The sequence below is a fragment of the Trichocoleus sp. FACHB-46 genome (assembly GCF_014695385.1).
Taxonomy (GTDB): domain Bacteria; phylum Cyanobacteriota; class Cyanobacteriia; order FACHB-46; family FACHB-46; genus Trichocoleus.
Genome location: NZ_JACJOD010000031.1, coordinates 367,650 through 388,192 on the forward strand (window position 1 = coordinate 367,650; position 20,543 = coordinate 388,192).

The following is a 20,543-nucleotide window of genomic DNA, read 5'->3' on the forward strand; positions in this document are numbered from 1 at the left end:
AATAAGATTTCTGATCTGACACAGACTCGCTGGCTGGGAAAGCACGCTCAATCAATGCCTCACTCCTCACCCATTCATCCGGACCTGATTTTAGACAAGCGGTACAAAATTGTTCGCATGTTGGGCCAAGGGGGCTTCGGACGTGTCTATCTAGCGGAAAACCTCAACCGCTTTCATGAATATTGTGTCTTGAAGGAGTTCGCTCCCCAAGTCAAAGGGACGGCAGTTCTGCAAAGGGCGGCTGAGCTATTTCAGCGAGAAGCGGGGGTGCTCTACCAACTGCACCATCCTCAAATTCCTGAATTTCGTGAGTTAATTCAAACTCATTTAAATGGCGAAGACTATCTTTTCCTGGTTCAGCAATATATTGAAGGCCCCACTTACTGGGAACTGCTAGAGCAAGGACAAAAGTTTAGTGAAACGGATGCCCTGGGTCTCTTGCTCGATTTGTTGCCTGTGCTGGAGTATATTCATGCTCAAGGCGTGATTCATCGGGATATTTCTCCGGACAATTTAATTCAGCAACGATTTACGGGTAAGCCAGTTCTAATAGATTTTGGGGGCGTGAAACAGGTAGCGGCGACCGCAGTGCGCCAGTTGACCCAACAGCCCATCCCCACACAGCTAGAGAAACCAGGCTACACCCCGATTGAGCAGAGATATGGCAAAGCTTCTGCAGCCAGTGATCTGTATGCTTTAGCCGTAACTATTTTGGTATTACTTACTGGCAAGAATCCGGCTGATTTATATGATGCTCACCAACGTACTTGGTGCTGGCGGCAAACCTTAAGGCTGAACCCTCAATTTGCCGCTGTCTTGGAAAAGATGTTGGCGGAGCGCGAGTGCGATCGCTATGCATCCACCCAAGAAGTCAGACAAGCTCTCCAGCCTCTAGTGCGATCGCATCCGGTGTCTCAAGCTCAGACATTAGCGGTAGCCAGAGCCGCTCAACCTGCTCAGCCTGCGGCTCCCGCTAGACAACCGAAAGCCAAGTCTAGTGTCTCTAGGGCAAAAACTTGGGTGGTTGCTCCGATCGCTCGGCAACCAGTCGCACCAACTCCTCCGCCAGCGCCTCCCGCCCCTGCTCTTGCTCCTGCTCCGGTCAGCCCTGCACCGAGTTCGGTTCAGCCACCGAAACGGTCATTTTTGGGGTTTTTGGGCAATCTGGTTTCCTGGCTCGTGATTAAACCCATCTATTATTTATTACTCAAACCTATTTGGTATCTGGTCAAAAAATTACTGATTTTAGGGATCAGTGTTTTGGTGTTCGTAGGCGTGAGCTATTGGTTTGGCCCTGCTCTGTTGGCTTGGCTAAAAGACTCGATCATCCCCAGTTCTCAAGTTGCCGATTCCGTTGCAGGCTCCAGTTGCCAAGAGCAGGTGTTGAAACGTTATGAAGCCCTCAACCTGCCTACAGGCTCTTTCTATCCACAAGTGAATGAGAAGTTCTACGCTCAGCACCCAGAACTGAAAGGACGCACCTTAACGAGCAAGCCAGAAGACGCGCCCTTACGACAGGATTGGTGCCAAATTGCCGATGAAGTTTTGGACCAAACAGAGAGATCGCAACAGAAGCTGAAGTAATAGCGTTGGGAGAATTGCGATCGCGATCGCCAACACTTCCTCGACTCACCTAACCCCTGCCTAGCTGATTAGGGTGCTATCTCCACTCTCTAGAACGGTGTCTTCTAGCTTGGCATCCTCCAGCTTGGCTCCGGCTAGATTGACATCCTCTAGATTGGCTCCTTCTAGATTGGCGCGTTCTAGGGCCGCTTTGCTTAAATTGGCTTGATGTAGATTCGCCACCTCTAAGTCGGCTCCGGTCAGATTGGCTGCTTCTAAATCTGCCTCGCTCAGATCTGCTTCACTGAGAACTGCCCCCGCTAAGTTAGCAGCTTTCAGATCAGCTTGATCTAAAATCGCGCTGTCGAGAATGGCTCCTTCTAAAATTGCTTCATCGAGCACAGCATCACTCAAATCCGCACCACTGAGGTCAGCTTGAGTCAAATCCGCACCCTTGAGGGCAGCTCCGCTCAATGTTGCTTGGCTGAGGTTGGCTCGCCGCAAGTTAGCTCCGTCCAGCATAGCTCCATGCAAAATGGCTCCACTCAAATTAATTTCTTCCAGAACAGCTCCTCTGAGGTCAATGATGCTAAAGTCTCGCTCTCCAGCACTGTAGCGTTGCACAAGTTCTTCCACATTCATCTGTGATCACTCCAGATTGATTAAACCAACGGTTAAATGACTCGCTGGCAGATTGCCTGAGCCAGCAATACAACAAAAGTAAGTGACCCGAAGTGCCCAAACGCCTGTCTAGAGGCACACCTTAGCAGATGGTGGTTCTCATTTCTGCCTGTGACCTAGAGGAGAGTGAGCCGAGGGTATTTGCTATTACTGAGCTAGGAAGAATATTCGTTGTGCCAGTTTAGACGGTGGAATAAGGGAGCAACCACGAAAGTCTACTGATGGCTTAACCTAATGCAAGCGATTTTGCAGAGTCGCGATCGCTTGATTTAGACCAGTCATGTTGGGAACCATTCACCCTGTTCAGACAACATTCTCAAGGGAGATGACAAGCTATATCATTTTTACTGATGCTAGTTATGCTCCCACGTCCCGATGTAGTTTGTGCGAGTAGGAGTTCTCCATGATAGAAACAGAGCACGAATTTCTGAGTCTGCTGGAACAAGGAGCAGACTCTTGGAATTCCTGGAGAGAGGAAAACCCTACGATCAAACCAGACCTCAGCAGAGCTTATCTGTTTGAGGCGAACTTAGCAGGGGCGAATCTGAGTGGTGTAGATTTGAGTCGCGCTTGCTTAATTGGCGCTAATTTGACAGGCGCAGATCTCTCAGGTGCCGATCTGCAAGGAGCTTATGCCAGTAGCGCCAAGTTGAACCAAGCTAATCTCTATCAGGCAAACTTAGAAGGTGCTGATCTCAGTCAAGCCAATTTAAATCACGCCAACCTGACAGAAGCGATCGCGACATCTACCAATTTCAATCTGGCTGCACTAACGGGAGCTTGCCTTGAAGGTTGGCAAATTAACAGCGCCACACAATTAGAAGACATCACTTGTAAATATGTTTACTTGCAAAGGGAGCAACAGCAACGACAACCTGCCAAGGGAAAGTTCAAGCCAGATGAGTTGAGCCGACTCGTGCAGGCAGTTCCCCAAAGCGTGCGTTCGGGGAAGGTATCTCAGCTCTCAACGACTGCGATCGCCCTGGGTAGCGTCACTACAACCGCTGCTGTTTTAACTCGGGCAGACAACTTGGCCGCCCAATCTCCTCATCCCAGTCAAACCATCCCTGCTTTTACTCCACCACAGGAGCGTAAGTGGCGCTTAATTGCGGCAGGAGTATTGATTGGTATCAGCCTAACCGCAGTTGCCAGCACCGTGATCCTCCGCTTGACCCAAGCTGAAGCGCCTACGGCACAAACGGATACAGCTCAGCGATCGCCCGCCACCACTGCGAACTTGCCCACTTTACCTTGCCAAGAACCACCGCCCCCTGCTTTGCCCAATCGTGCTCCTGACTACGAATACCAAACGGGGACGCAATATTTTGGCCCTCTGGCCAATGGCGAACCTACAGATGGGCGTGGCACGATGGCCTATAGCAGTGGCAATCGCTATGACGGCGAATATCGCAACGGCAAACGTAATGGCTGCGGCACCTTTACTTTTGCCAATGGCAGAAGCTATGTCGGGCAATTTCAGGATGACTGGTTTCAGGGTCAAGGCCTTTGGACGCTGGAGAATGGCGATCGCTATGTCGGAGAGTTTCGCCAAAATAAATGCAACGGACGCGGAACATTCATCTTTGCGGATGGTTCATCTCAATCTGGCACTTGGCAGAATGGTAGCTTGGTAGGCACTAATCTCTCTTGCGATCGCACACCCCTAGAAATGCCTCGCTCTTGAGAAGAGTCTCTCCACCTCGCATCCATTAGAAACAGCCCCAATTTTCAGGAGGACACATCCATGAGTCAGCAGTCACCCCACATCTTTCAGTGGCTCTGTGGTTCCGTCGTCTCGCTATCTGTGGTGAGTTTAGCGCTTGCGGCTCCTCTATCCGCTCAAGCTCAAGATGCACCGCCCCCCACTCCCGCTTCTGAATCTCCTGCTTCACCCAGGCCCAGTGCTACCCCAGAACCTACACCCGCGCCAGAAACAAGCCCTACCTCTCAGCCCACTAATACCTCTCAGCCCGCCACGACACCGCCAGGATCTTTCGTCGTGCCAGCGATCGAGGAACCCGTTCCTACCCCTGCTCCTGCCGCAGAAACATCTCCGACTTCAGAGCCTGTGACTTCTCCCCAAGCCCCCTCGAATATTGATGCTGCCCCGGTAGAAGAGAACGCAACACCAACAGATACTCCAACTGCCGCCCCAGAAGCTGAGCCAACTCAGCCAACTCAGGGCTCCGGGAGCACCCCAGCTCCGATCACTGATCCAAATCCTGCCGCTCTCTGGTAATGCCATTGCAGCAGCAGTAATTCCATCGCACCAGAATTTCGACCGTTAGGACAAAGCGTAGCCGTGTTTCCAGATCGTTCTCTGTGGGTTTGTTTTGGGGCAGCCATTTGCTTGAGTGCTGTTGCTACTCCAGCGGTTGGCCGAGTTGCTCAAACGAACCTCAACCGCAATCAAGCGCCAGCGCCTATGCCAGAGCTAAAAACTAAGGCGCTGACTCCCTATATTCCAGAGCTACCTCCGATTCGTCCGATTCTGCCAGACGTGACGACGCAAGAAACTCGATTGGTGCTGAAGCTGAAGCAACGCCGCCTCTACGTCTACCAAGGCAAGCAACTTAAGGCCAGCTATCCGGTTGCAGTCGGTCGCTCTGGATGGGAGACGCCCACAGGTCAATTCCGCGTCATGGGGATGGTACAAAATCCTGGATGGACCAATCCTTTTACTCGAAAAGTGATGCCTCCAGGTCCTGGCAATCCTTTGGGCGATCGCTGGATTGCCTTTTGGACCGATGGTCGTAACTCGATTGGCTTTCATGGCACCCCCGATCGCGACTCTGTCGGTCAGGCGGCTTCGCATGGCTGTGTGCGGATGTTGAATGAAGACATTCGTGAATTGTATGAGATCGCGGTGTTGGGGACTCCCGTCAGGGTCGAGCTTTAAAGGGAGCGGAGTTGAGGGGCGATCGCTGAGGGAAGTTCTGGATCTCACAATGCCTAGGATAGACTTGAAAGGTAAGGACATCACTTCACCTTAAGGTTTTCATGACGGCTGAAGCAGACGTTGTTAAGCAAAGCGACTTGCTCAATCAATTAGTCCTCGATCGCAACAACATGGAAGAGTTGGGGCGAGTCGATATGCTGTGGATGTATCCTGCAGCCCATCGTGTCCTCGGCTTTATTTGCAAGTCAGGCTTTTTAGGCGCAAAAAAGATTGTCTTTAAGCTGCCACAAATTCAGACGCTCGGTACCAATAGCATTCTGGTGCATTCCCAACCAGAGGAAACCGACGGCGAAAAAGTGAAGCAGCTAGATTCATTGCTCAATTGCGAAGTCTGGAGCGACGCTGGTAACAAGGTTGGCCGCATCACCGATTACCGCTTCCAACTGAAAACCGGAGAAATCACGCAATATTTGTTTGTCTCTAGCGGCTGGAGTGGTATTACGGGAGACATCTATCAACTGCCTCCGAGCCGCATTATCAGCTTTGGGCGTAAGCGGGTGCTGGTGCCAGAAGCGGCAGTGAAATCGTTTGAACTCTATCGACCTGGCATTAAACAAACGCTAAGCAAAGCCCGAAACATCCTCAAAGACGATTACATCTCGCTGGTGAAGCAAGCCCAAAGCCTGACGGAACATGCCAAAGAACGGGCACAGGCGATCGCGGAACAAGCCAAAGAAACAGCACAGACCTTTACAGATCAACTCAAAGAAGAAACCCAAACCTTTACGGAGCAAGCGAAAACCACCAGTCAGACCGTGGCAGAGCAAGTGAAGGAGCGCACCCAAACGGTAGTAGATCAGGCAAATACAGGTTTTCAGAGCCCTTATCCGCCTAGTCAAGCGCCAACCACCCCAGAACCATCTGTCAGTAAACCTGCCGTCTCTCCTCCGCCTCCTGCCTCAACCCCTCAGCCTCAAGCAGCAACAACACATGCCTTTGCCGATGAGGAAGACGATCCCTGGGACTTCCTAGAAGAGGATGAGCCTTTCACTCCCCCTCCTAGCTATCCAGAGACCTTCAGAAAAGCGGACACTAATCCCAAGACCAAGACAGAGACAGAGGATGACGATGACGAACCTTGGATTTAAGCTGAAACTCTAACACAGCTCTAGAACAGCTTATGAACTGCTGCTTTGAGGTGCGATCGCTGCACAAGTAAAGAATAATTTGCCATGATCGCAGTATGGAGCGATTTCCTACTGTTTTAATTCCTCCCGCGATCGCCGCTGCTGAATCTCCGTTGCAAGTTCAAGCAGCTTTGCAGCAAACTTTGCCGCCGATGGGAGTGCATATGAAGGCTCCCAAAGGTCATTCTGAAAGCCAGTTTGAGCATGATCTGTGGCGCTATTTCCCTGGCAAAATCCAGACGGGACTGCTGGTGAGTAACCCAGCGTGTAAGCAGCCATATGTGCCAGACTTCGCTTACATTGATGCGGCACTCAACTTACATATTGATCTTGAGATTGACGAGCCTTACGCTTACGGCACCCAGAAACCGATCCACTATCTCGGTTCTGCCAAAGACCAACAGCGAAATCAATATTTCCTAGACCAAGGCTGGCTGATCATTCGCTTCAGCGAAGAACAGGTGGTGCGATCGCCTGCGAGTTGTTGCAAAGCTGTAGCCAGCGCGATCGCCACCCTGCTCGGAGATAGCGCCATGCTGCATCCCTTCCGGCAAGTGGCCACGCTAAAGCCCCAGAAACGCTGGACTCAAGCAGAAGGGCAAGGTATGGCCGAACAAGCTTACCGAGAGAAATATTTAGTCGCGCAGACTCCACCTCAGCCTGCAAAGAATTCTCAGTTGCGCCAACGACAAAACCAAGCATCTCGCCCTAGCACCCGTTTAATCTCCGCTAATTTCACGTTCTACTGCCCAGAGTGCGGCGATGGCCCGATTCGCTGGCAAGGTCACTATGTCAGTTGCCCCACCTGCCACTATGACGAATTTGTTTTCTAGCTAGTCTGCCACTCGCCATCCTTCGCCCCAGCTCGGAGGTGAGGAGATCCGTCCAGCGTCCCTGGCAAAGTTTAGCCAAGATGGAAGTTAGAGAGAAGTTAGAGACATATACGCGAGGTGAACTATGTTTCCTTTCTGGAGTAATAATTGGGGCAACGCCTGCTACGGTAACGAACCCATTTCTCGCAAAACTCGCCTAGAACGTAAACTCGGTTTCCTGCGATCGATGCGAGATGACTTAGAAACTAAATTGGCAGGTCTCAACGCTGCGATCGACAACGTAGAGCGGCAGATTGGCCAAGAGGATGTCTCTCAGGTCTAGATAGCGATCGCCTTCTAGAAGTGCTTGAGAAAGCCAAAAACAAACCCCAACCTTCTGGTCAGCTCAGCTGCTAAATGAAAGAGGTTGGGGTTTGTTTTTGCTTATGACGCTTTGTTGGAGGCAGCCGCATTGCGAGACAGGCTGTATTGTCCAGTTCTGCCGCGATACCACTTGTTCTCTTTCACGCCCGCCGAGAGCACATGCAAAATGCGATCGCGAGCTTTGTTGCGTACAGTCTGAGGCATTTCCTGCTCAAAAATGGCATCAACAATCGCGGGTACTTCGATAATGTCTTCGGGCTGGCGTTGCAGCACTACCGAGACGGCTTCAGGCAAGGGAGTTTTACCAAACTCCGACCGCACATATCGCTGCCAACCTTCTAGTTTTCTAGCTGGCTTAGCGCCACGCTTGGGTTTGTCAGGGTTAGCCCGCCGACCTCGACCGGATTTAGCAGGAGCGGGAGTTTCGGTTTCTGCTTCTACTTCTGGAGGAGACGCAGGCGTAGAAGGCTCAGGAGCCACCTCATCGGCTACAGGTGCAGGTTTAGCATCCTGAGCTTTACTCGCTCTAGGCTTTCTACCCGGTTTACCAGGCTGCTTAGCAGGAGCAGCAGGCGCAGCAGGTGCAGCAGCAGGAGTTGAACCTGTATCTGCGGAGCTAAACATACCAATCACGCTTTTCAGGCTGTTGCGCTTTTCACGGACAGCCTCTAGCTGCACCAAGAGTGTAGCTTCCTGAGATGCCAAATCAGCATCTACGTCTAGGAGTTTAGTCAGAACGGAAGTAGATGTTTGTTCAGATGATGGAGAATCTGTCACCGGAGACATTCCTTTAGGTTACGCATGTTAGTGTTAATTCTAAAAGAGAGAATGAACTGTTCTATCATTTCAGACAAATGTTTTGCATAAAAATTCACATCTTTGTCGCACATAACCCCTCATATCTGCTTTTTTAGACATAAGTTGGCGATCGCTGACACGAATCTCAGTAATTTTACAGATCTAAGTAGAAAAGCTGAAATGCAGCTCTGAACGTTGATTGCTCATCTGTGTCACTGCCAGATTTACGCTGGTTAACAGGGAAGGCGATCGCCTCCAGTACAGATTAATTAAGCCAGTAATTTTGGCTGAGTCATGCAGGTGGAGATAAGATGATCAAAACTGCTAAAACAGTCAACCCTGACGTTCCCACTCGACTCTTGCGATCGCGATGCTGAACATTCCTCAAATTCTGGCTGAAGAGCTAGACCTCAGACCCCACCAGGTTAAAAGCGCCTTAGAACTCTTTGCTGAAGGAGCTACCGTTCCCTTCATTGCCCGCTACCGCAAAGAGCGCACCGAGGAAATGAATGAGGTGCAACTGCGAGATCTCTTCGATCGCTACACTTACCTCACCGAGTTGGAAGAGCGCAAAGCTGCCATCTTAGAGGCGATCGCGGCTCAGGGAAAACTGACCGAGGAACTGCAAGCTAAGATTGTTCCTTGCCTTCAGAAAAACGAATTAGAAGACCTTTACCTGCCCTACAAGCCCAAGCGCCGCACTAGAGCCACCATTGCCAGGGAAAAGGGACTACAACCGCTAGCTGAGTTTATTCAAACCTTGAACCGCCCTAGTGCGGCTCCTGCTGCCTTAGAGACAGAAGCCAGCAAATATCTCTCTGAGGAACAGGGAGTGAAGACGGTCGAAGATGCTCTCCAAGGTGCCTCGGATATTTTGGCAGAAGGTGTAGCGGAGCAAGCAGAGCTACGAGCTTATTTGCGGGATTACCTGATGGAGACAGGCATCTTTGTCTCCAAAATCAAGGCAGATTATGCAGAAGGTACAACTAAGTTTGAGATGTACCGCAACTTCCAAGCCAAAGCTAAAGCGATCGCTCCCCATAATCTCTTAGCGCTCTATCGCGGCGAGGCAGAAGGGATTTTAGACTTTGACCTCACCTTCGATGAAACAGCAGTGCTCTCCTATTTGGAGTCGCAGACAATCCGCACCAAAACTCCAGCAGTGCGCGACTTCTACCGCACCATGATTAAAGATGCGTTTAATCGCTTGATGAAAACCTCTTTAATCAGTGAGGTACGGGGCGATCGCAAAGCCTACGCAGATATGGAATCGATCAAAACCTTTGAAACTAATCTGCGGGAATTGCTCCTCTCCAGTCCCGCTGGCATGAAACCCACCTTGGCGATCGACCCTGGTTTCCGCACCGGATGCAAAGTGGCTGTCCTTGACCAGACTGCCCAGTTTCTTGCCTATCAAGCTATCTTTCCCCACCAAGCAGTCGCTCAACGCGCTCAAGCCGCTGCCACCCTCAAGCGACTAATTGAGGAATATCAAGTTGAGTTAATTGCGATCGGCAATGGCACCGCTGGACGAGAAACGGATGAGTTCGTCACAGAAGTATTGGCAACATTAGACCGCAAGCCAGTCAAGGTGATGGTGAACGAGTCAGGTGCTTCGATCTATTCGGCTAGTGAGGTGGCGATCGCAGAATTCCCCAATTTAGATATCACCGTGCGAGGCGCGATCAGCATTGGTCGGCGCTTACAAGACCCCTTGGCGGAACTGGTGAAGATTGACCCTAAATCCATCGGGGTGGGGCAGTACCAACATGACGTAGACCAGAAACTGCTAAAGAAGAAGCTGGATGAAACGGTAGAGAGTTGCGTCAACTATGTGGGCGTGGACCTCAACACCGCTTCTAAGGAGTTGCTGACCTTTGTTTCGGGCATCACTCCCACGATCGCCAACAACATCGTCGCCTACCGCAACCAAAACGGTGCTTTCAAAAATCGTCGTTTGTTGATGAAAGTCCCGAAGCTAGGCCCGAAAGCGTTTGAGCAGGCAGCAGGCTTTTTACGGATTCGAGACGGTGAGAACCCGCTAGACAACACCGCCGTTCACCCAGAGAGTTACAAAGTCGTAGAAGCGATCGCCAAAGATTTACAGGTGCCTTTAACCCAAATTACCCAAGTTGCAGAACGGCTGAAATCTACCAATCTGAAAAAATATGTGACGGAGACGGTGGGAGAACCCACGCTACGCGACATCGTTAGTGAGCTGGAAAAACCTGGTCGTGACCCCCGTGCTGAGTTCCAATACGCCACCTTTAGAGAAGGGGTGAAAGAGATCTCTGACTTGCAAGTGGGAATGGAATTGGAAGGTGTCGTGACCAATGTGGCGAACTTTGGAGCCTTTGTTGACATCGGAGTGCATCAAGATGGCTTAGTCCACATCTCCCAACTCGCCGATCGCTTTGTCAGCGACCCTAAACTGATTGTGAAAGTAGGGCAAGTGGTGAAGGTACGAGTGATGGAAGTCAACGAAGCTCTCAAGCGGATCAGTTTAACCATGCGCTCTGGCCAAGAAGCTCCTAGGCCCACCAGTCAGCCCAGTAAGGTGAATCAGGTGAGCAAACAACAAGTCGAGAAGCAGAGTGGAAAGCAAGGCGATCGCACCAAGACCCCACCCGCCACACTCAACGACCTCAAAGCCAAATTCGGTAAGAAGAAGTAGAGAGAATATGTTCGAGATTGCGTTGGTTGTTATTGCCCAACCTTCTCCAACATGTTAAACATCAAAGAATGCAGTGCTAAGAGGGCCAAAACTGCATAAGCAATGGTGCAAAGCTCAATACTACTCAGGGCACCCCAGGCCCAACCCCAGGAAATCGAGCGGCGATAAGCCAGAAACCAAACCACGCCACTGAGGACAGCCCCCAACCAAATCCAGCGATAACTATAGAAAACGAATTGCGTTATCAGGGGAATTGACATGCCAATCGCAATGCTTTGAAACTGCGGCACAAGCCAAAGAGCTAGAACCGCAACAGCGGTAGAAGAGACTGTAACTATACCTGCAAATAAGGTAAATGGCTGATTTGGTTGACGTGGGCTATTCATAAACTTTGCTAGACCTCGTTTCATCTTCCTAATTCTTGTGTGAATTGAGGAGAAATTCATCCTGCTTCCATTTGGTCTAGGGAGCTGAGTGTGGGTTGAGCTTCTGGCCCCCAACGCTTCAAGTTGCTGATTTATCCAAGCGATCGCCGCACTTGATTAGTTTCATTGGTTTGTTTCACTTCTGTTTTAGCAATTTTCAAACGAGTTCAAAGCTAAACGTGGCAAGAAAAAGTAGAGGCGATCGCTCCTTAGGAAGGAGAAATAGGGCGATCGCTGAATTGAATAGTGAGTTACTGATTAAGAATTGCTGTTACTTGTTGCTGAACTTTCTCTAATGCCTCACGTCTTTCCACAATCCAACTTCTATCAGTTTCACGTTGCTCTAATGTCTCAGCGTGAATTTTCTCTTGTTGCTCTAGTAAACTCTCATATAGAGATATAGCCTGCTCAATAATCTGATTCAACGCACTCATTGGTTGCTCAAAAGTAGAGTTTATAATTTCGTTTCGCTTCTGGGAAACTTTTTCCTTCGATTCATCAAACTTTTTAAGCCCGACTTTTAAAATTTCACCCTTGATCTGATTCTTTAAGCCGTCGAAGTCTAGCATTCCTAGGCCAAAGGAGCCTGCAACAGCAGCAGCTAAACTTGCCAAAATAACAGAGACTAGACCTACAGGTGTAAAGAAAATTAATGCGGCAGCCAAAGCTCCTCCTGCTCCAATACCTCCGAGAAAACCTCCTACTCCTGTAAAATCATCACTTACGCTTGTAATCCCAAGTTTCAACTGCTCACTGAGATTAGTTTTTACTTGGCGATCAAACTCTTTTGTTTCTGATTTGATAATGTCTAGCTCAGCCGAAATCTTTTTATTTAAGCTATCTAGGCTAGTTTGAAGAATAGGCTGTAAGCTTGTTTGTCCCCATTGATCTACTTCTCTGAGGAGATCTCTGACAAACTGATCAGTATAGTCTTGGATGAGTTTTTTCTGGTTCCAAACAGGGCTATAACTCGACTGCCAATCTTGGCTTTTTGAGGTCAGGGACTCAGAAACGCTTTGATACCATTTCTCCCAAGAGTTAGCAGCTTTTTGCTTAGTTATATTCTGTATATCTCTTGCCAGTTTTTTTAATTTAACATGACGCCCACTAACCTCTCCAATCTTCTCTATAATCTTTCGTTTCTCTGATTCAGATATAATTATTTCTCCATTCAATAGGCTTTCAGCTTGGTTCATACTGCTTAAACCCTCTTGAATAAGACCTAGAACTTCATATGCACATTGTTTAACTTGAAAAGAACCTCGCTCTGTCACAAGAAAATCTTCAATTGATTTAGTTAAATTTGAAAACGCATCAAAGTATTCATTTTTACTGCCAGACTTAATTGATTTTAGAGCTGCTTTGGCAGAGATGTAATGAATACGATCTTTCGTGGTTATGGACAAAGTATGACTTGCAAATATTTCAGTTCTTTGGATTACATCTGCATGATCCTCTTCATCATCCAGGAGATCCATAAAATTGACTACTAAAAACAGATTTTCAGTAGAAGAATTTGAGCTATTTTTATTGAGCTGTCTTTTTATGTCTTGTATTAGTTCCTTCTCTTTTTCAGGAAGAAGACGCATCGCATTAGTCATAACTACAGCTACGTCTATGTCTTGAAGTAGCTTTTGAGTAATAGCAGTTCTTTCAGGATGTTCATTTAAGCCAGGAGAATCAATAATCTCAACACCATTTTTACATAATGCTAAGTTCGGATGCTCAAAAACAATTCTTTCTATCTTAGATTGTTCTAATTCATCACTACGATGATCTCTAGCTGCATCTTTGGAAATAGATGCTTTTTCTTTGTATTTGTCAACTGAAATCTCTTGATGCTCTCCGTCTTTATAAAAACAAGTAACACGCTTTTTGTCACCATACTTTAAAACTGTAATATTCCCACTACAAGGGATTGCACGTGCGGGTTGAATTTCTTCTCCTAGTAAAGCATTAAGTAATGTAGACTTACCCTGACTAAACTCTCCTACAACTGCCAGTTTAAATTTTTGAGATGTAAGCTTCTCAGATACTCTTTCTAATCCTTCAATAAGAGGATGAGCTATAAATTTACGCTCATTACAGCTTTGAAAAATTTGATACAAATCACAGCATGATTTCGATAACTGTTTTTTGTAATTTTGAAATTCTTGAAGTTGCTTGTAGGAAACAACTTTTTGCTCAACATCTTCCTGTTCCTCTTGCGAGGCTAGCATAGCCAACAAATCGTTCGCAGCATCAACAAAAATAGTATCCAGTAAGTGAAAACGCGCTGGATCGAGTTGGGATTTCAGCTTATCTATAATTCCCGGAGCTATATGTTCTTGATTTGTCAATCTAGCTTCTAAAGCCGTTAGATAAGCTGGCTCTATCTTTAGGAGGCTGCCGATTGCACCCAAATACTTTTTCTCCTGCGGGCTAATACTGCCATCAACCGCAGACATTTCGTAGCTAATGCCAATCAGTAGTAGTCTCTCCGACTCTGATAAAGAATTTGTAAGGATCGATAGATTCTTAGACTGTGCATAAACTTTTTTCTCTCGAACTCCTTTACTAATGAATTGTACTAATTGACGAGTATTACTATTAGGTGGAATAAAACGATTTATTGTTTTTTGCCATTGTTGCTTTTCTTCTTCTGTAATTTGACCGTCTTGCAACATTACCCCTTGCAGAACTGTAATCAGCGCAGATAAAAAAACGATAGATGGCGAAAGATCTTCTTGACGTAAATCTTGTCCCGTAATGCGTGAAAGCAGCTCAAGAGTTTCAGAGTTAATACTGCTAAGATCCATATTTTTATGGCTGGTAATGTTGTTCGTCTTCCAATATGCCCAATTTTCTCCCACAGACGCCCAGATCCGGGTAAATACGGATACTTTTCTTAATCTCAGAATTTAGGCTGGAAAAATCTTCTGTAAGCGAGTAAAAGTATGCTTTTCCAATTCTCTCCTGCGATACAGGCTGGTTTAGCTGCTGGAAAATACGTACAAGTTCTCACTTCTTCAGGAGCGCCATTAAGCATTGCTAGAGACGCGACAACCGGGCAGTTCGTTGGTCATGCTGTCGGGTTGCTGAGTAATAGCGGCCTTCCTCTCAATCCACTGGCCGTTCCCCTGCAACTTGCTAATGCTGGAACACAAATGTACCAGATACATCAGATGCATCAAGGTTTTACAGCGGTGCAAGCTGGTTTACAGACACTTCAGGCTAGCGTTGGAGTTCTACAAGCGACAACAGCAGTCATTGGTGTGGGAGTCGCCGCTGGTGTAGCACTCTCAGCTGTAAATCTTTGGCAAACCCTTAAGCTTCGGGAAGATGTTAAACAGCTTAAGCTTGAGGTTAAAGATGGGTTTGTCGATTTAAGAAAGGCACTTAAAGACCAAGGATCTGAAATTCTTTTAAAGATTGAGCAGATCGCGCAAGATATCAAATTCGAGCAGCATCGTCAGATTCTGATTCGAGCCTATGGGAGATTTCTAGAGGCCACTAAACTCATCAAAGCAGCAATGTCATGCATTGATATAGCGATCCGAAATGCTGACTTAGCCAACGCACGACAAATGCTTGGAGAAGCTTTAGCAGACTACAGCAATCCCCATGTTTTGTCAGAAACTTCAGCCCCCGGCCAACTCCGTAGATTAGAGTGTGCTTGGGCAATTGAGCAAACAATCGCAGTAACTTATCAATTACAAAATGAATCTGCTGCTGCAAGCGATCGCCTATCCCACCTCCGCAAGCGAGTTTGCCAAGATACGCTAGCTGTTGTAGAAGCTTGTGAGTCTGAAGAAGAATTAGACTTTATTTTTCCTGAAATCACCCGAATTCATGATCACGATCTAGTTGCTTTAGAGTCTTGGCAAAACCATATTGATTGGGAGCGATCGCTGCCTGAATCAGAAAGAAAGTTATTGCAGAGTTCCAATTCACTTGAGCTAGAGAGCACTGCTGATTTCAATACAGCTACTAGTGTGATGGAAATAGTGCCTGAACAAACTCTCTATGAGGACTTGAAGGATAAGTCCCATCTCTCCTCGCTGAGAGATCAGTTAGAACTACTCATCAAACCCAACTTACGGCAAGAGTATGCTGCCTATATTGATAAGCAAGCTATCGCTGCTGGACATAAAGCTTTAACTTCTGCCAACCTTCAGGAAGCCTCTAACCTTACCATTGCCAATCTTTACTGGTATTTCAAAGTCAGGGATGATTCTGAGCAAGAGTTAGAAGATTAGTGGCACTAGAAAAACAGCGATCGCACTTCAATCACTTAAACAGAAACACTCAGATCAAAGCTACCTGAGTGCTTCTGTTTAAGTGATTGATTTTCTGAATCAGAAATAGCTGATTGGCAATGAATTAAGCCACTACGAAATTGACCAACTTACCAGGCACGACGATCACTTTCTTGATCTCCTTGCCTTCGATGTAGCGCTGAGCCAATTCCGACTCACGAGCATATTGCTCTTGGGCTGCTTTGTCAGCTCCCGCAGGTACTTGGATACTGCCACGGGTTTTACCCAAGATCTGAATCACGATCGTGATCTCGTCTGCTACCAAGGCCGCAGCGTCCGCTTCAGGCCAAGCTTGCAAGTGAATTGACTCCGTATGTCCGATCCCCTGCCATAGCTCATCGGCAATATGCGGAGCCAAAGGAGCTAACAACAAGAGCAATGTCTGAATCCCTTCCACATAGATAGGAGAGTCTTTGCAGGTGGTATCGGTGAGGGCGTTACTCAGCTTCATCAACTCAGACACCGCCGTGTTGAATTGATATTCTCCTTCAAAGTCTTCTGTCACCGCTTGAATCGCTGTGTGGATGGCGCGGCGGAGATCCTTCTCTGGCTTGCTTAGTTCAGCTAGATTAGCCTTCTTGGTGCGATCGCCACCCTTCTCCGCAAACTCACTTACCAACCGCCACACCCGACCCAAAAAGCGGAACTGACCTTCTACATCGGCGTCATCCCACTCCAAGTCTTTCTCTGGAGGAGCCTTGAACAGGATAAACATCCGGGCCGTGTCTGCGCCATACTTCGCCAAGACCGCTTCTGGATCAACCCCGTTGTACTTCGACTTGGACATCTTCTCGTAGAAGACCTCCAACGTTTCTCCCGTTTTAGGGTCTCTGGGATCGCCTGCGTTCACCAAGTTAGGTGTGACATATTTACCCGTGGTGGGATTCTTGTAGGTCAGACCTTGCACCATCCCCTGGGTCAACAAGCGCTCAAAGGGTTCATCAAAATTGAGGAGACCGCGATCGCGCAACACCTTGGTAAAGAATCGGGAGTAGAGCAAGTGCAAAATGGCGTGCTCAATCCCACCCACATATTGATCGACTGCCATCCAGTCATTGGTGATGACAGGGTCAAAGGCTTGCTGATCGTTGTTAGCATCTGGGTAACGGAGGAAGTACCACGACGAATCAATGAAGGTATCCATCGTGTCGGTTTCCCGCTTCGCCGCTGTGCCACAACTGGGACAAGGCACATTCACCCAGTCTTCGAGTTGTGCTAAAGGAGATGGCCCCCGGCCCGAAAACGCAACATTTTCTGGCAACCGCACCGGGAGATCTTGGTCTGGTACAGGTACCGCACCACATTGGGAACAATGAATGATCGGAATCGGTGCGCCCCAATAGCGTTGACGGGAAATCAACCAATCTCGCAAGCGATACTGCACTCGCGCCTTACCAAACCCTTGCGCTTCGGCAAATTTCACGATCGCTTCCTTGCCTTGGATCGATGGCGTGCCATCAAACTGACCAGAATTCACCATAATGCCTGGCTCAGTGTAGGCAGCTTCTAGAGGCGCATTGGCATCGCCGCCTTCCGGCACAATCACTGTCTTGATCGGCAAGTTCTTTTCCGTGGCAAACTTGAAGTCGCGCACATCATGAGCAGGCACCCCCATAACGGCCCCAGTGCCATACTCGTACAGCACGTAGTCGGCAATCAGGATTGGCACTTCCTCCCCGGTGAACGGATTAATCGCTTTGCCTCCGGTCGGAATACCCCGCTTAGGTTTGTCCTCTGCGGTTCGCTCCAATTCGCTCTGACCCGCCACTTCTTTAGCAAATGCTTCCACGGCTTCCTGGCGATCGCTCGTAGTGACGCGAGCCGTGAGAGGATGCTCTGGCGCGAGCACCACATAAGTCACGCCATAAACCGTATCCGGGCGAGTGGTAAACACCCCAATCTTTTCGTCAGAACCGACGATGGGGAATTCCAAATAAGCACCCACCGATTTGCCAATCCAGTTAGCCTGCATCAGCTTGACTCGCTCTGGCCAACCCTTGAGCTTATCCAAGTCAGTAAGCAGTTGCTCGGCATAATCGGTGATCTTGAGGAACCACTGCTTCAGTAGCTTGCGCTCTACCTGCGCCCCCGACCGCCAAGAACGGCCTTCATTATCTACCTGCTCATTCGCAAGTACCGTTTGGTCAACCGGGTCCCAGTTCACTGCCGACTCTTTTTGATAGGCCAAGCCAGCTTGGTAGAACTGCAAGAAGATCCACTGAGTCCAGCGGTAGTAGTCTGGCGAGCAGGTCGTGACTTCTCGGCTCCAGTCGAAACAGGTGCCCAGCTTCTGCAACTGCTTCTGCATTTGCGCGACGTTTTGGTAAGTCCACTCGGCAGGTTGAATCCCGCGATCGATCGCCGCGTTTTCTGCGGGCAGACCAAAGGCATCCCAACCCATTGGGTGCAGCACTCGGTAGCCCTGCATTTTCTTCAGTCGCGCAATTACATCGGCAATGGTATACACCCGCACGTGCCCCATGTGCAGATTACCCGAAGGATAGGGAAACATGGACAGCGCGTAGAATTTGGGCTTGTTAGGATCTGTAGAGGTCTGGTCTAAGCCTAGCTCAGCCCAAGTTTGCTGCCACTTGTCCTCAATTGCTTTGGGGGTATACCGGGACTCCACGAACGGAACTCCTGCTAAATTTCAGTCATCTGGTTTGCCTACCTATTCTAAATGCTCGGCACTGGTCTATTACATTGCAAATGGATTTCTTGAAAGTCTTTGTCTACGGCACCCTCAAGCCAGGCGAGGTGAATTACCAACGCTACTGTGCAGGCAAAGTTGTGACGGCAACACCCGCGATCGCTCGTGGTCAGCTATTTGCTTTGCCGTTGGGCTACCCAGCTATGACTTGGGGAACTCAAACGGTGCACGGGTTTTTGCTTAGCTTCCAGGACACAGCCATCTTGTCCCGCTTAGATGCTTTAGAAGATTTTGTGTCAGGGCGATCGCCAGAGCAAAACGAATATCAGCGAGAACTGATTACGGTTTTTGACTCAGAGGAGCAACCGTTGGGCAGGGCTTGGGCTTACCTCATGCACCCCCATCACATTCAACAACTCCGAGGTGTCCTAATCCCCGATGGAATTTGGCTGGCGCAAGCCCGACCCAGTTGAGAAAACACTGACAAAACGAAAGAGGTAAAACAGCTTCCACCCCTGTTTTACCTCTTTTGTGACCTGGTTTCGTTGCCTGAAAAATTGAGACCCGCGATCGCTAGAGCCCGTCTAGCCACTCATACTTCGCTAGCAAATATCTAGCGAATATTATCGTTGGAGTCGTTATGAATATCTTCGACTGCATCCGCTGGTAGAGAAACCGGAGCCTTGGGAATTTCCACCACTGGCTGGTCTAGAGCAATCATCAAAGCGTCAGAATTAACGGGCTGCGCCGAGCTAGGCAGTTGTGCATTCTGAGCTGCACCTGAGCCTTCAATAGGAGACTGGGCAAACTGGGGGCTGAAAGAGTTGTTGCCGGGAAGGAATCCGGAAACCGCACCCACAAATAAAGCTGCAACCGCTGCGCCACCCCAAAGTAGAAGTTGCTTAGGCCGACGATTAACTCGCTTGAACACGGCATCAACGGTTTGGTCAACCGATTGACTTGCCGCAGGTACGGGCATCGCCTGCAAGCCTTGGCGCAGTTCCAGCAAGCGGGTGTACAAACGCTTAACAACGGGGTCTGTTGCTAGCCATTCTTCGACTTGCTTACGTTCTGCGGCAGTGACTTCACCATCCAGGTAAGCACTTAATAATTCGAAGCGATCGCGTTGAAGCATAGAACGGGCACCCGTAGGTTGATGGGGGTTATCAATCTGTCCAGTGAAACCATCTTCAGGGGACGTTGGTTTAGAGCTGTTACGGGACTCAAAATCAGACATCATCTTTACATCACTACCAGGTCACGCCAGGAAAACACACTAAAATTTACAGACCATTTAGTCTAATAGACCAATCATAGAAGAACAGCTTGAGGCTGACACTGTTCCTAAGTCAGAGACCCTAACCGTATCTCTTACGGTTGATGTTACTGACCATCCAAATAGTTTTGCAATTGAAACTGCAAGCGCTGCCTTGCTCTAGCAATTCTTGACTTTACAGTACCCAGAGAAACGCCCGTAATCTCGGCAATTTCTTCATAGGCCATGCCTTCAATTTCGCGCAACACGATGGTTGTGCGGAAAACTTCAGGTAGGTCAGCGATCGCCTCACGAAGTTGGTCGTAAAACTCGCGGGTCGTCAAGTGCTCTTCGGGACCAGGATCAGCAGAAGCAATCTCCCAATCCATTTCTCCGTCATCCATCGCTCGCGGCGCATCCAGAGATAGAGGCTCTGATACCCGCTTGCGCTTCCGCAGTTCGTCATAGAACAAGTTGGTGGCAATACGGCTCAGCCAGCCCCGGAACTTCACTGGGTCGTTTAAGCGTTTGACGTTGCGGTAAACCCGAATCCAGACTTCTTGAGCCAGATCTGAGCGATCCTGCCAATCGGGAGCAAGATGATACAAGACCCGTTCTACATGGGATTGGTAGCGCCGCATTAATTCAGCAAATGCCGAGCGATCGGGCCGTAGCCCTTCTTGACATTGCAAAATCAAATCGTAATTTGAGAGTTTTTCGGGTTGCACTGGCACTTGAGGAGCATTTGCCTCAACCGTGGACCAGGATACAGGAAGAGAGTGACTCATGGGTGGAATCTGGGTCTATAACATTCCTGTTTGGTTTGACGCCGCTAGATTCAGAGAGTTCCCAGGATTCGTCTCAGTTAGTTTTAGCTCTAAGAATTGAGATTGAGCCGCTGAGTAGAGGCCCATCCT

17 protein-coding genes are annotated in these 20,543 nt (G+C 48.7%); 10 read left to right on the forward strand and 7 right to left on the reverse strand.

All coding sequences use genetic code 11. From position 1 onward, the window contains the following. Positions 1-54: 54 nt before the first annotated feature. Complete coding sequence (locus H6F72_RS19750) at positions 55-1,584, forward strand: serine/threonine-protein kinase (RefSeq protein ID WP_190439569.1); 1,530 nt, start codon at positions 55-57, stop codon at positions 1,582-1,584. 60 nt (positions 1,585-1,644) lie between these two features. Here H6F72_RS19750 and H6F72_RS19755 read toward each other — a convergent pair whose 3' ends face one another. Next, a complete protein-coding gene (locus tag H6F72_RS19755; RefSeq protein ID WP_190439573.1) occupies positions 1,645-2,205 on the reverse strand; it encodes a pentapeptide repeat-containing protein in 561 nt (186 codons plus the stop codon). Between the two features lie 442 nt (positions 2,206-2,647). On the opposite strand from H6F72_RS19755, the gene H6F72_RS19760 reads away from it, so the two are divergent. The 6 genes from H6F72_RS19760 (at position 2,648) to H6F72_RS19785 (ending at position 7,485) form a co-directional block, all read left to right on the forward strand. After that, complete coding sequence (locus H6F72_RS19760; protein ID WP_190439574.1) at positions 2,648-3,928, forward strand: pentapeptide repeat-containing protein; 1,281 nt, start codon at positions 2,648-2,650, stop codon at positions 3,926-3,928. Positions 3,929-3,988: 60 nt separating this feature from the next. After that, complete coding sequence (locus tag H6F72_RS19765; protein WP_190439577.1) at positions 3,989-4,483, forward strand: hypothetical protein; 495 nt, start codon at positions 3,989-3,991, stop codon at positions 4,481-4,483. A gap of 63 nt (positions 4,484-4,546) precedes the next feature. Next, the gene (locus H6F72_RS19770) at positions 4,547-5,143 is read left to right on the forward strand and encodes a L,D-transpeptidase (protein WP_348252032.1); all 597 of its coding nucleotides are present in this window, start codon (positions 4,547-4,549) and stop codon (positions 5,141-5,143) included. Between the two features lie 101 nt (positions 5,144-5,244). After that, a complete protein-coding gene (locus H6F72_RS19775; protein WP_190439579.1) occupies positions 5,245-6,291 on the forward strand; it encodes a PRC-barrel domain-containing protein in 1,047 nt (348 codons plus the stop codon). Positions 6,292-6,386: 95 nt separating this feature from the next. Beyond that, on the forward strand, positions 6,387-7,163 hold the full coding sequence (locus H6F72_RS19780) for an endonuclease domain-containing protein (protein WP_190439582.1): 777 nt from the start codon (positions 6,387-6,389) through the stop codon (positions 7,161-7,163). A gap of 124 nt (positions 7,164-7,287) precedes the next feature. Beyond that, positions 7,288-7,485, forward strand: a complete 198-nt coding sequence (locus H6F72_RS19785) for a hypothetical protein (RefSeq protein ID WP_190439585.1) — start codon at positions 7,288-7,290, stop codon at positions 7,483-7,485. A 101-nt stretch (positions 7,486-7,586) separates the two neighbouring features. Here H6F72_RS19785 and H6F72_RS19790 read toward each other — a convergent pair whose 3' ends face one another. Then, on the reverse strand, positions 7,587-8,312 hold the full coding sequence (locus H6F72_RS19790; protein ID WP_190439588.1) for a hypothetical protein: 726 nt from the start codon (positions 8,310-8,312) through the stop codon (positions 7,587-7,589). A gap of 382 nt (positions 8,313-8,694) precedes the next feature. On the opposite strand from H6F72_RS19790, the gene H6F72_RS19795 reads away from it, so the two are divergent. Further along, positions 8,695-10,998: a Tex family protein gene (locus H6F72_RS19795; RefSeq protein ID WP_190439591.1), complete on the forward strand. Its 2,304-nt coding sequence runs from the start codon at positions 8,695-8,697 to the stop codon at positions 10,996-10,998. Positions 10,999-11,027: 29 nt separating this feature from the next. On the opposite strand, the gene H6F72_RS19800 is transcribed toward H6F72_RS19795, so the two are convergent. Both H6F72_RS19800 and H6F72_RS19805 read right to left on the reverse strand, forming a co-directional pair. After that, positions 11,028-11,384: a hypothetical protein gene (locus tag H6F72_RS19800; protein ID WP_190439594.1), complete on the reverse strand. Its 357-nt coding sequence runs from the start codon at positions 11,382-11,384 to the stop codon at positions 11,028-11,030. Between the two features lie 290 nt (positions 11,385-11,674). Next, positions 11,675-14,275: a dynamin family protein gene (locus H6F72_RS19805; protein WP_199299183.1), complete on the reverse strand. Its 2,601-nt coding sequence runs from the start codon at positions 14,273-14,275 to the stop codon at positions 11,675-11,677. An 84-nt stretch (positions 14,276-14,359) separates the two neighbouring features. On the opposite strand from H6F72_RS19805, the gene H6F72_RS19810 reads away from it, so the two are divergent. Then, a complete protein-coding gene (locus H6F72_RS19810; protein WP_190439597.1) occupies positions 14,360-15,661 on the forward strand; it encodes a hypothetical protein in 1,302 nt (433 codons plus the stop codon). Positions 15,662-15,785: 124 nt separating this feature from the next. On the opposite strand, the gene leuS is transcribed toward H6F72_RS19810, so the two are convergent. Continuing rightward, a complete protein-coding gene (gene leuS / locus H6F72_RS19815) occupies positions 15,786-18,350 on the reverse strand; it encodes a leucine--tRNA ligase (RefSeq protein WP_190439600.1) in 2,565 nt (854 codons plus the stop codon). Positions 18,351-18,430: 80 nt separating this feature from the next. Here leuS and H6F72_RS19820 point away from each other — a divergent pair, with 80 nt between their 5' ends. Beyond that, a complete protein-coding gene (locus H6F72_RS19820) occupies positions 18,431-18,844 on the forward strand; it encodes a gamma-glutamylcyclotransferase (RefSeq protein WP_190439610.1) in 414 nt (137 codons plus the stop codon). A gap of 140 nt (positions 18,845-18,984) precedes the next feature. Here H6F72_RS19820 and H6F72_RS19825 read toward each other — a convergent pair whose 3' ends face one another. Together H6F72_RS19825 and H6F72_RS19830 are read right to left on the reverse strand one after the other, a co-directional pair. After that, positions 18,985-19,611, reverse strand: a complete 627-nt coding sequence (locus H6F72_RS19825) for an anti-sigma factor (RefSeq protein WP_242017025.1) — start codon at positions 19,609-19,611, stop codon at positions 18,985-18,987. A 143-nt stretch (positions 19,612-19,754) separates the two neighbouring features. After that, positions 19,755-20,414, reverse strand: a complete 660-nt coding sequence (locus H6F72_RS19830) for a sigma-70 family RNA polymerase sigma factor (RefSeq protein ID WP_190439613.1) — start codon at positions 20,412-20,414, stop codon at positions 19,755-19,757. Positions 20,415-20,543: the final 129 nt, after the last annotated feature.

Coding starts and splice junctions, on each gene's coding strand:
- H6F72_RS19800 (WP_190439594.1), bottom strand. CDS start 11,384: ATGAATAGCCCACGTCAACCAAATCAGCCATTTACCTTATTTGCAGGT.
- H6F72_RS19795 (WP_190439591.1), top strand. CDS start 8,695: ATGCTGAACATTCCTCAAATTCTGGCTGAAGAGCTAGACCTCAGACCC.
- H6F72_RS19790 (WP_190439588.1), bottom strand. CDS start 8,312: ATGTCTCCGGTGACAGATTCTCCATCATCTGAACAAACATCTACTTCC.
- H6F72_RS19780 (WP_190439582.1), top strand. CDS start 6,387: ATGGAGCGATTTCCTACTGTTTTAATTCCTCCCGCGATCGCCGCTGCT.
- H6F72_RS19830 (WP_190439613.1), bottom strand. CDS start 20,414: ATGAGTCACTCTCTTCCTGTATCCTGGTCCACGGTTGAGGCAAATGCT.
- H6F72_RS19775 (WP_190439579.1), top strand. CDS start 5,245: ATGACGGCTGAAGCAGACGTTGTTAAGCAAAGCGACTTGCTCAATCAA.
- H6F72_RS19765 (WP_190439577.1), top strand. CDS start 3,989: ATGAGTCAGCAGTCACCCCACATCTTTCAGTGGCTCTGTGGTTCCGTC.
- H6F72_RS19755 (WP_190439573.1), bottom strand. CDS start 2,205: ATGAATGTGGAAGAACTTGTGCAACGCTACAGTGCTGGAGAGCGAGAC.
- H6F72_RS19810 (WP_190439597.1), top strand. CDS start 14,360: ATGCTTTTCCAATTCTCTCCTGCGATACAGGCTGGTTTAGCTGCTGGA.
- H6F72_RS19785 (WP_190439585.1), top strand. CDS start 7,288: ATGTTTCCTTTCTGGAGTAATAATTGGGGCAACGCCTGCTACGGTAAC.
- H6F72_RS19825 (WP_242017025.1), bottom strand. CDS start 19,611: ATGATGTCTGATTTTGAGTCCCGTAACAGCTCTAAACCAACGTCCCCT.
- H6F72_RS19820 (WP_190439610.1), top strand. CDS start 18,431: ATGGATTTCTTGAAAGTCTTTGTCTACGGCACCCTCAAGCCAGGCGAG.
- H6F72_RS19760 (WP_190439574.1), top strand. CDS start 2,648: ATGATAGAAACAGAGCACGAATTTCTGAGTCTGCTGGAACAAGGAGCA.
- H6F72_RS19750 (WP_190439569.1), top strand. CDS start 55: ATGCCTCACTCCTCACCCATTCATCCGGACCTGATTTTAGACAAGCGG.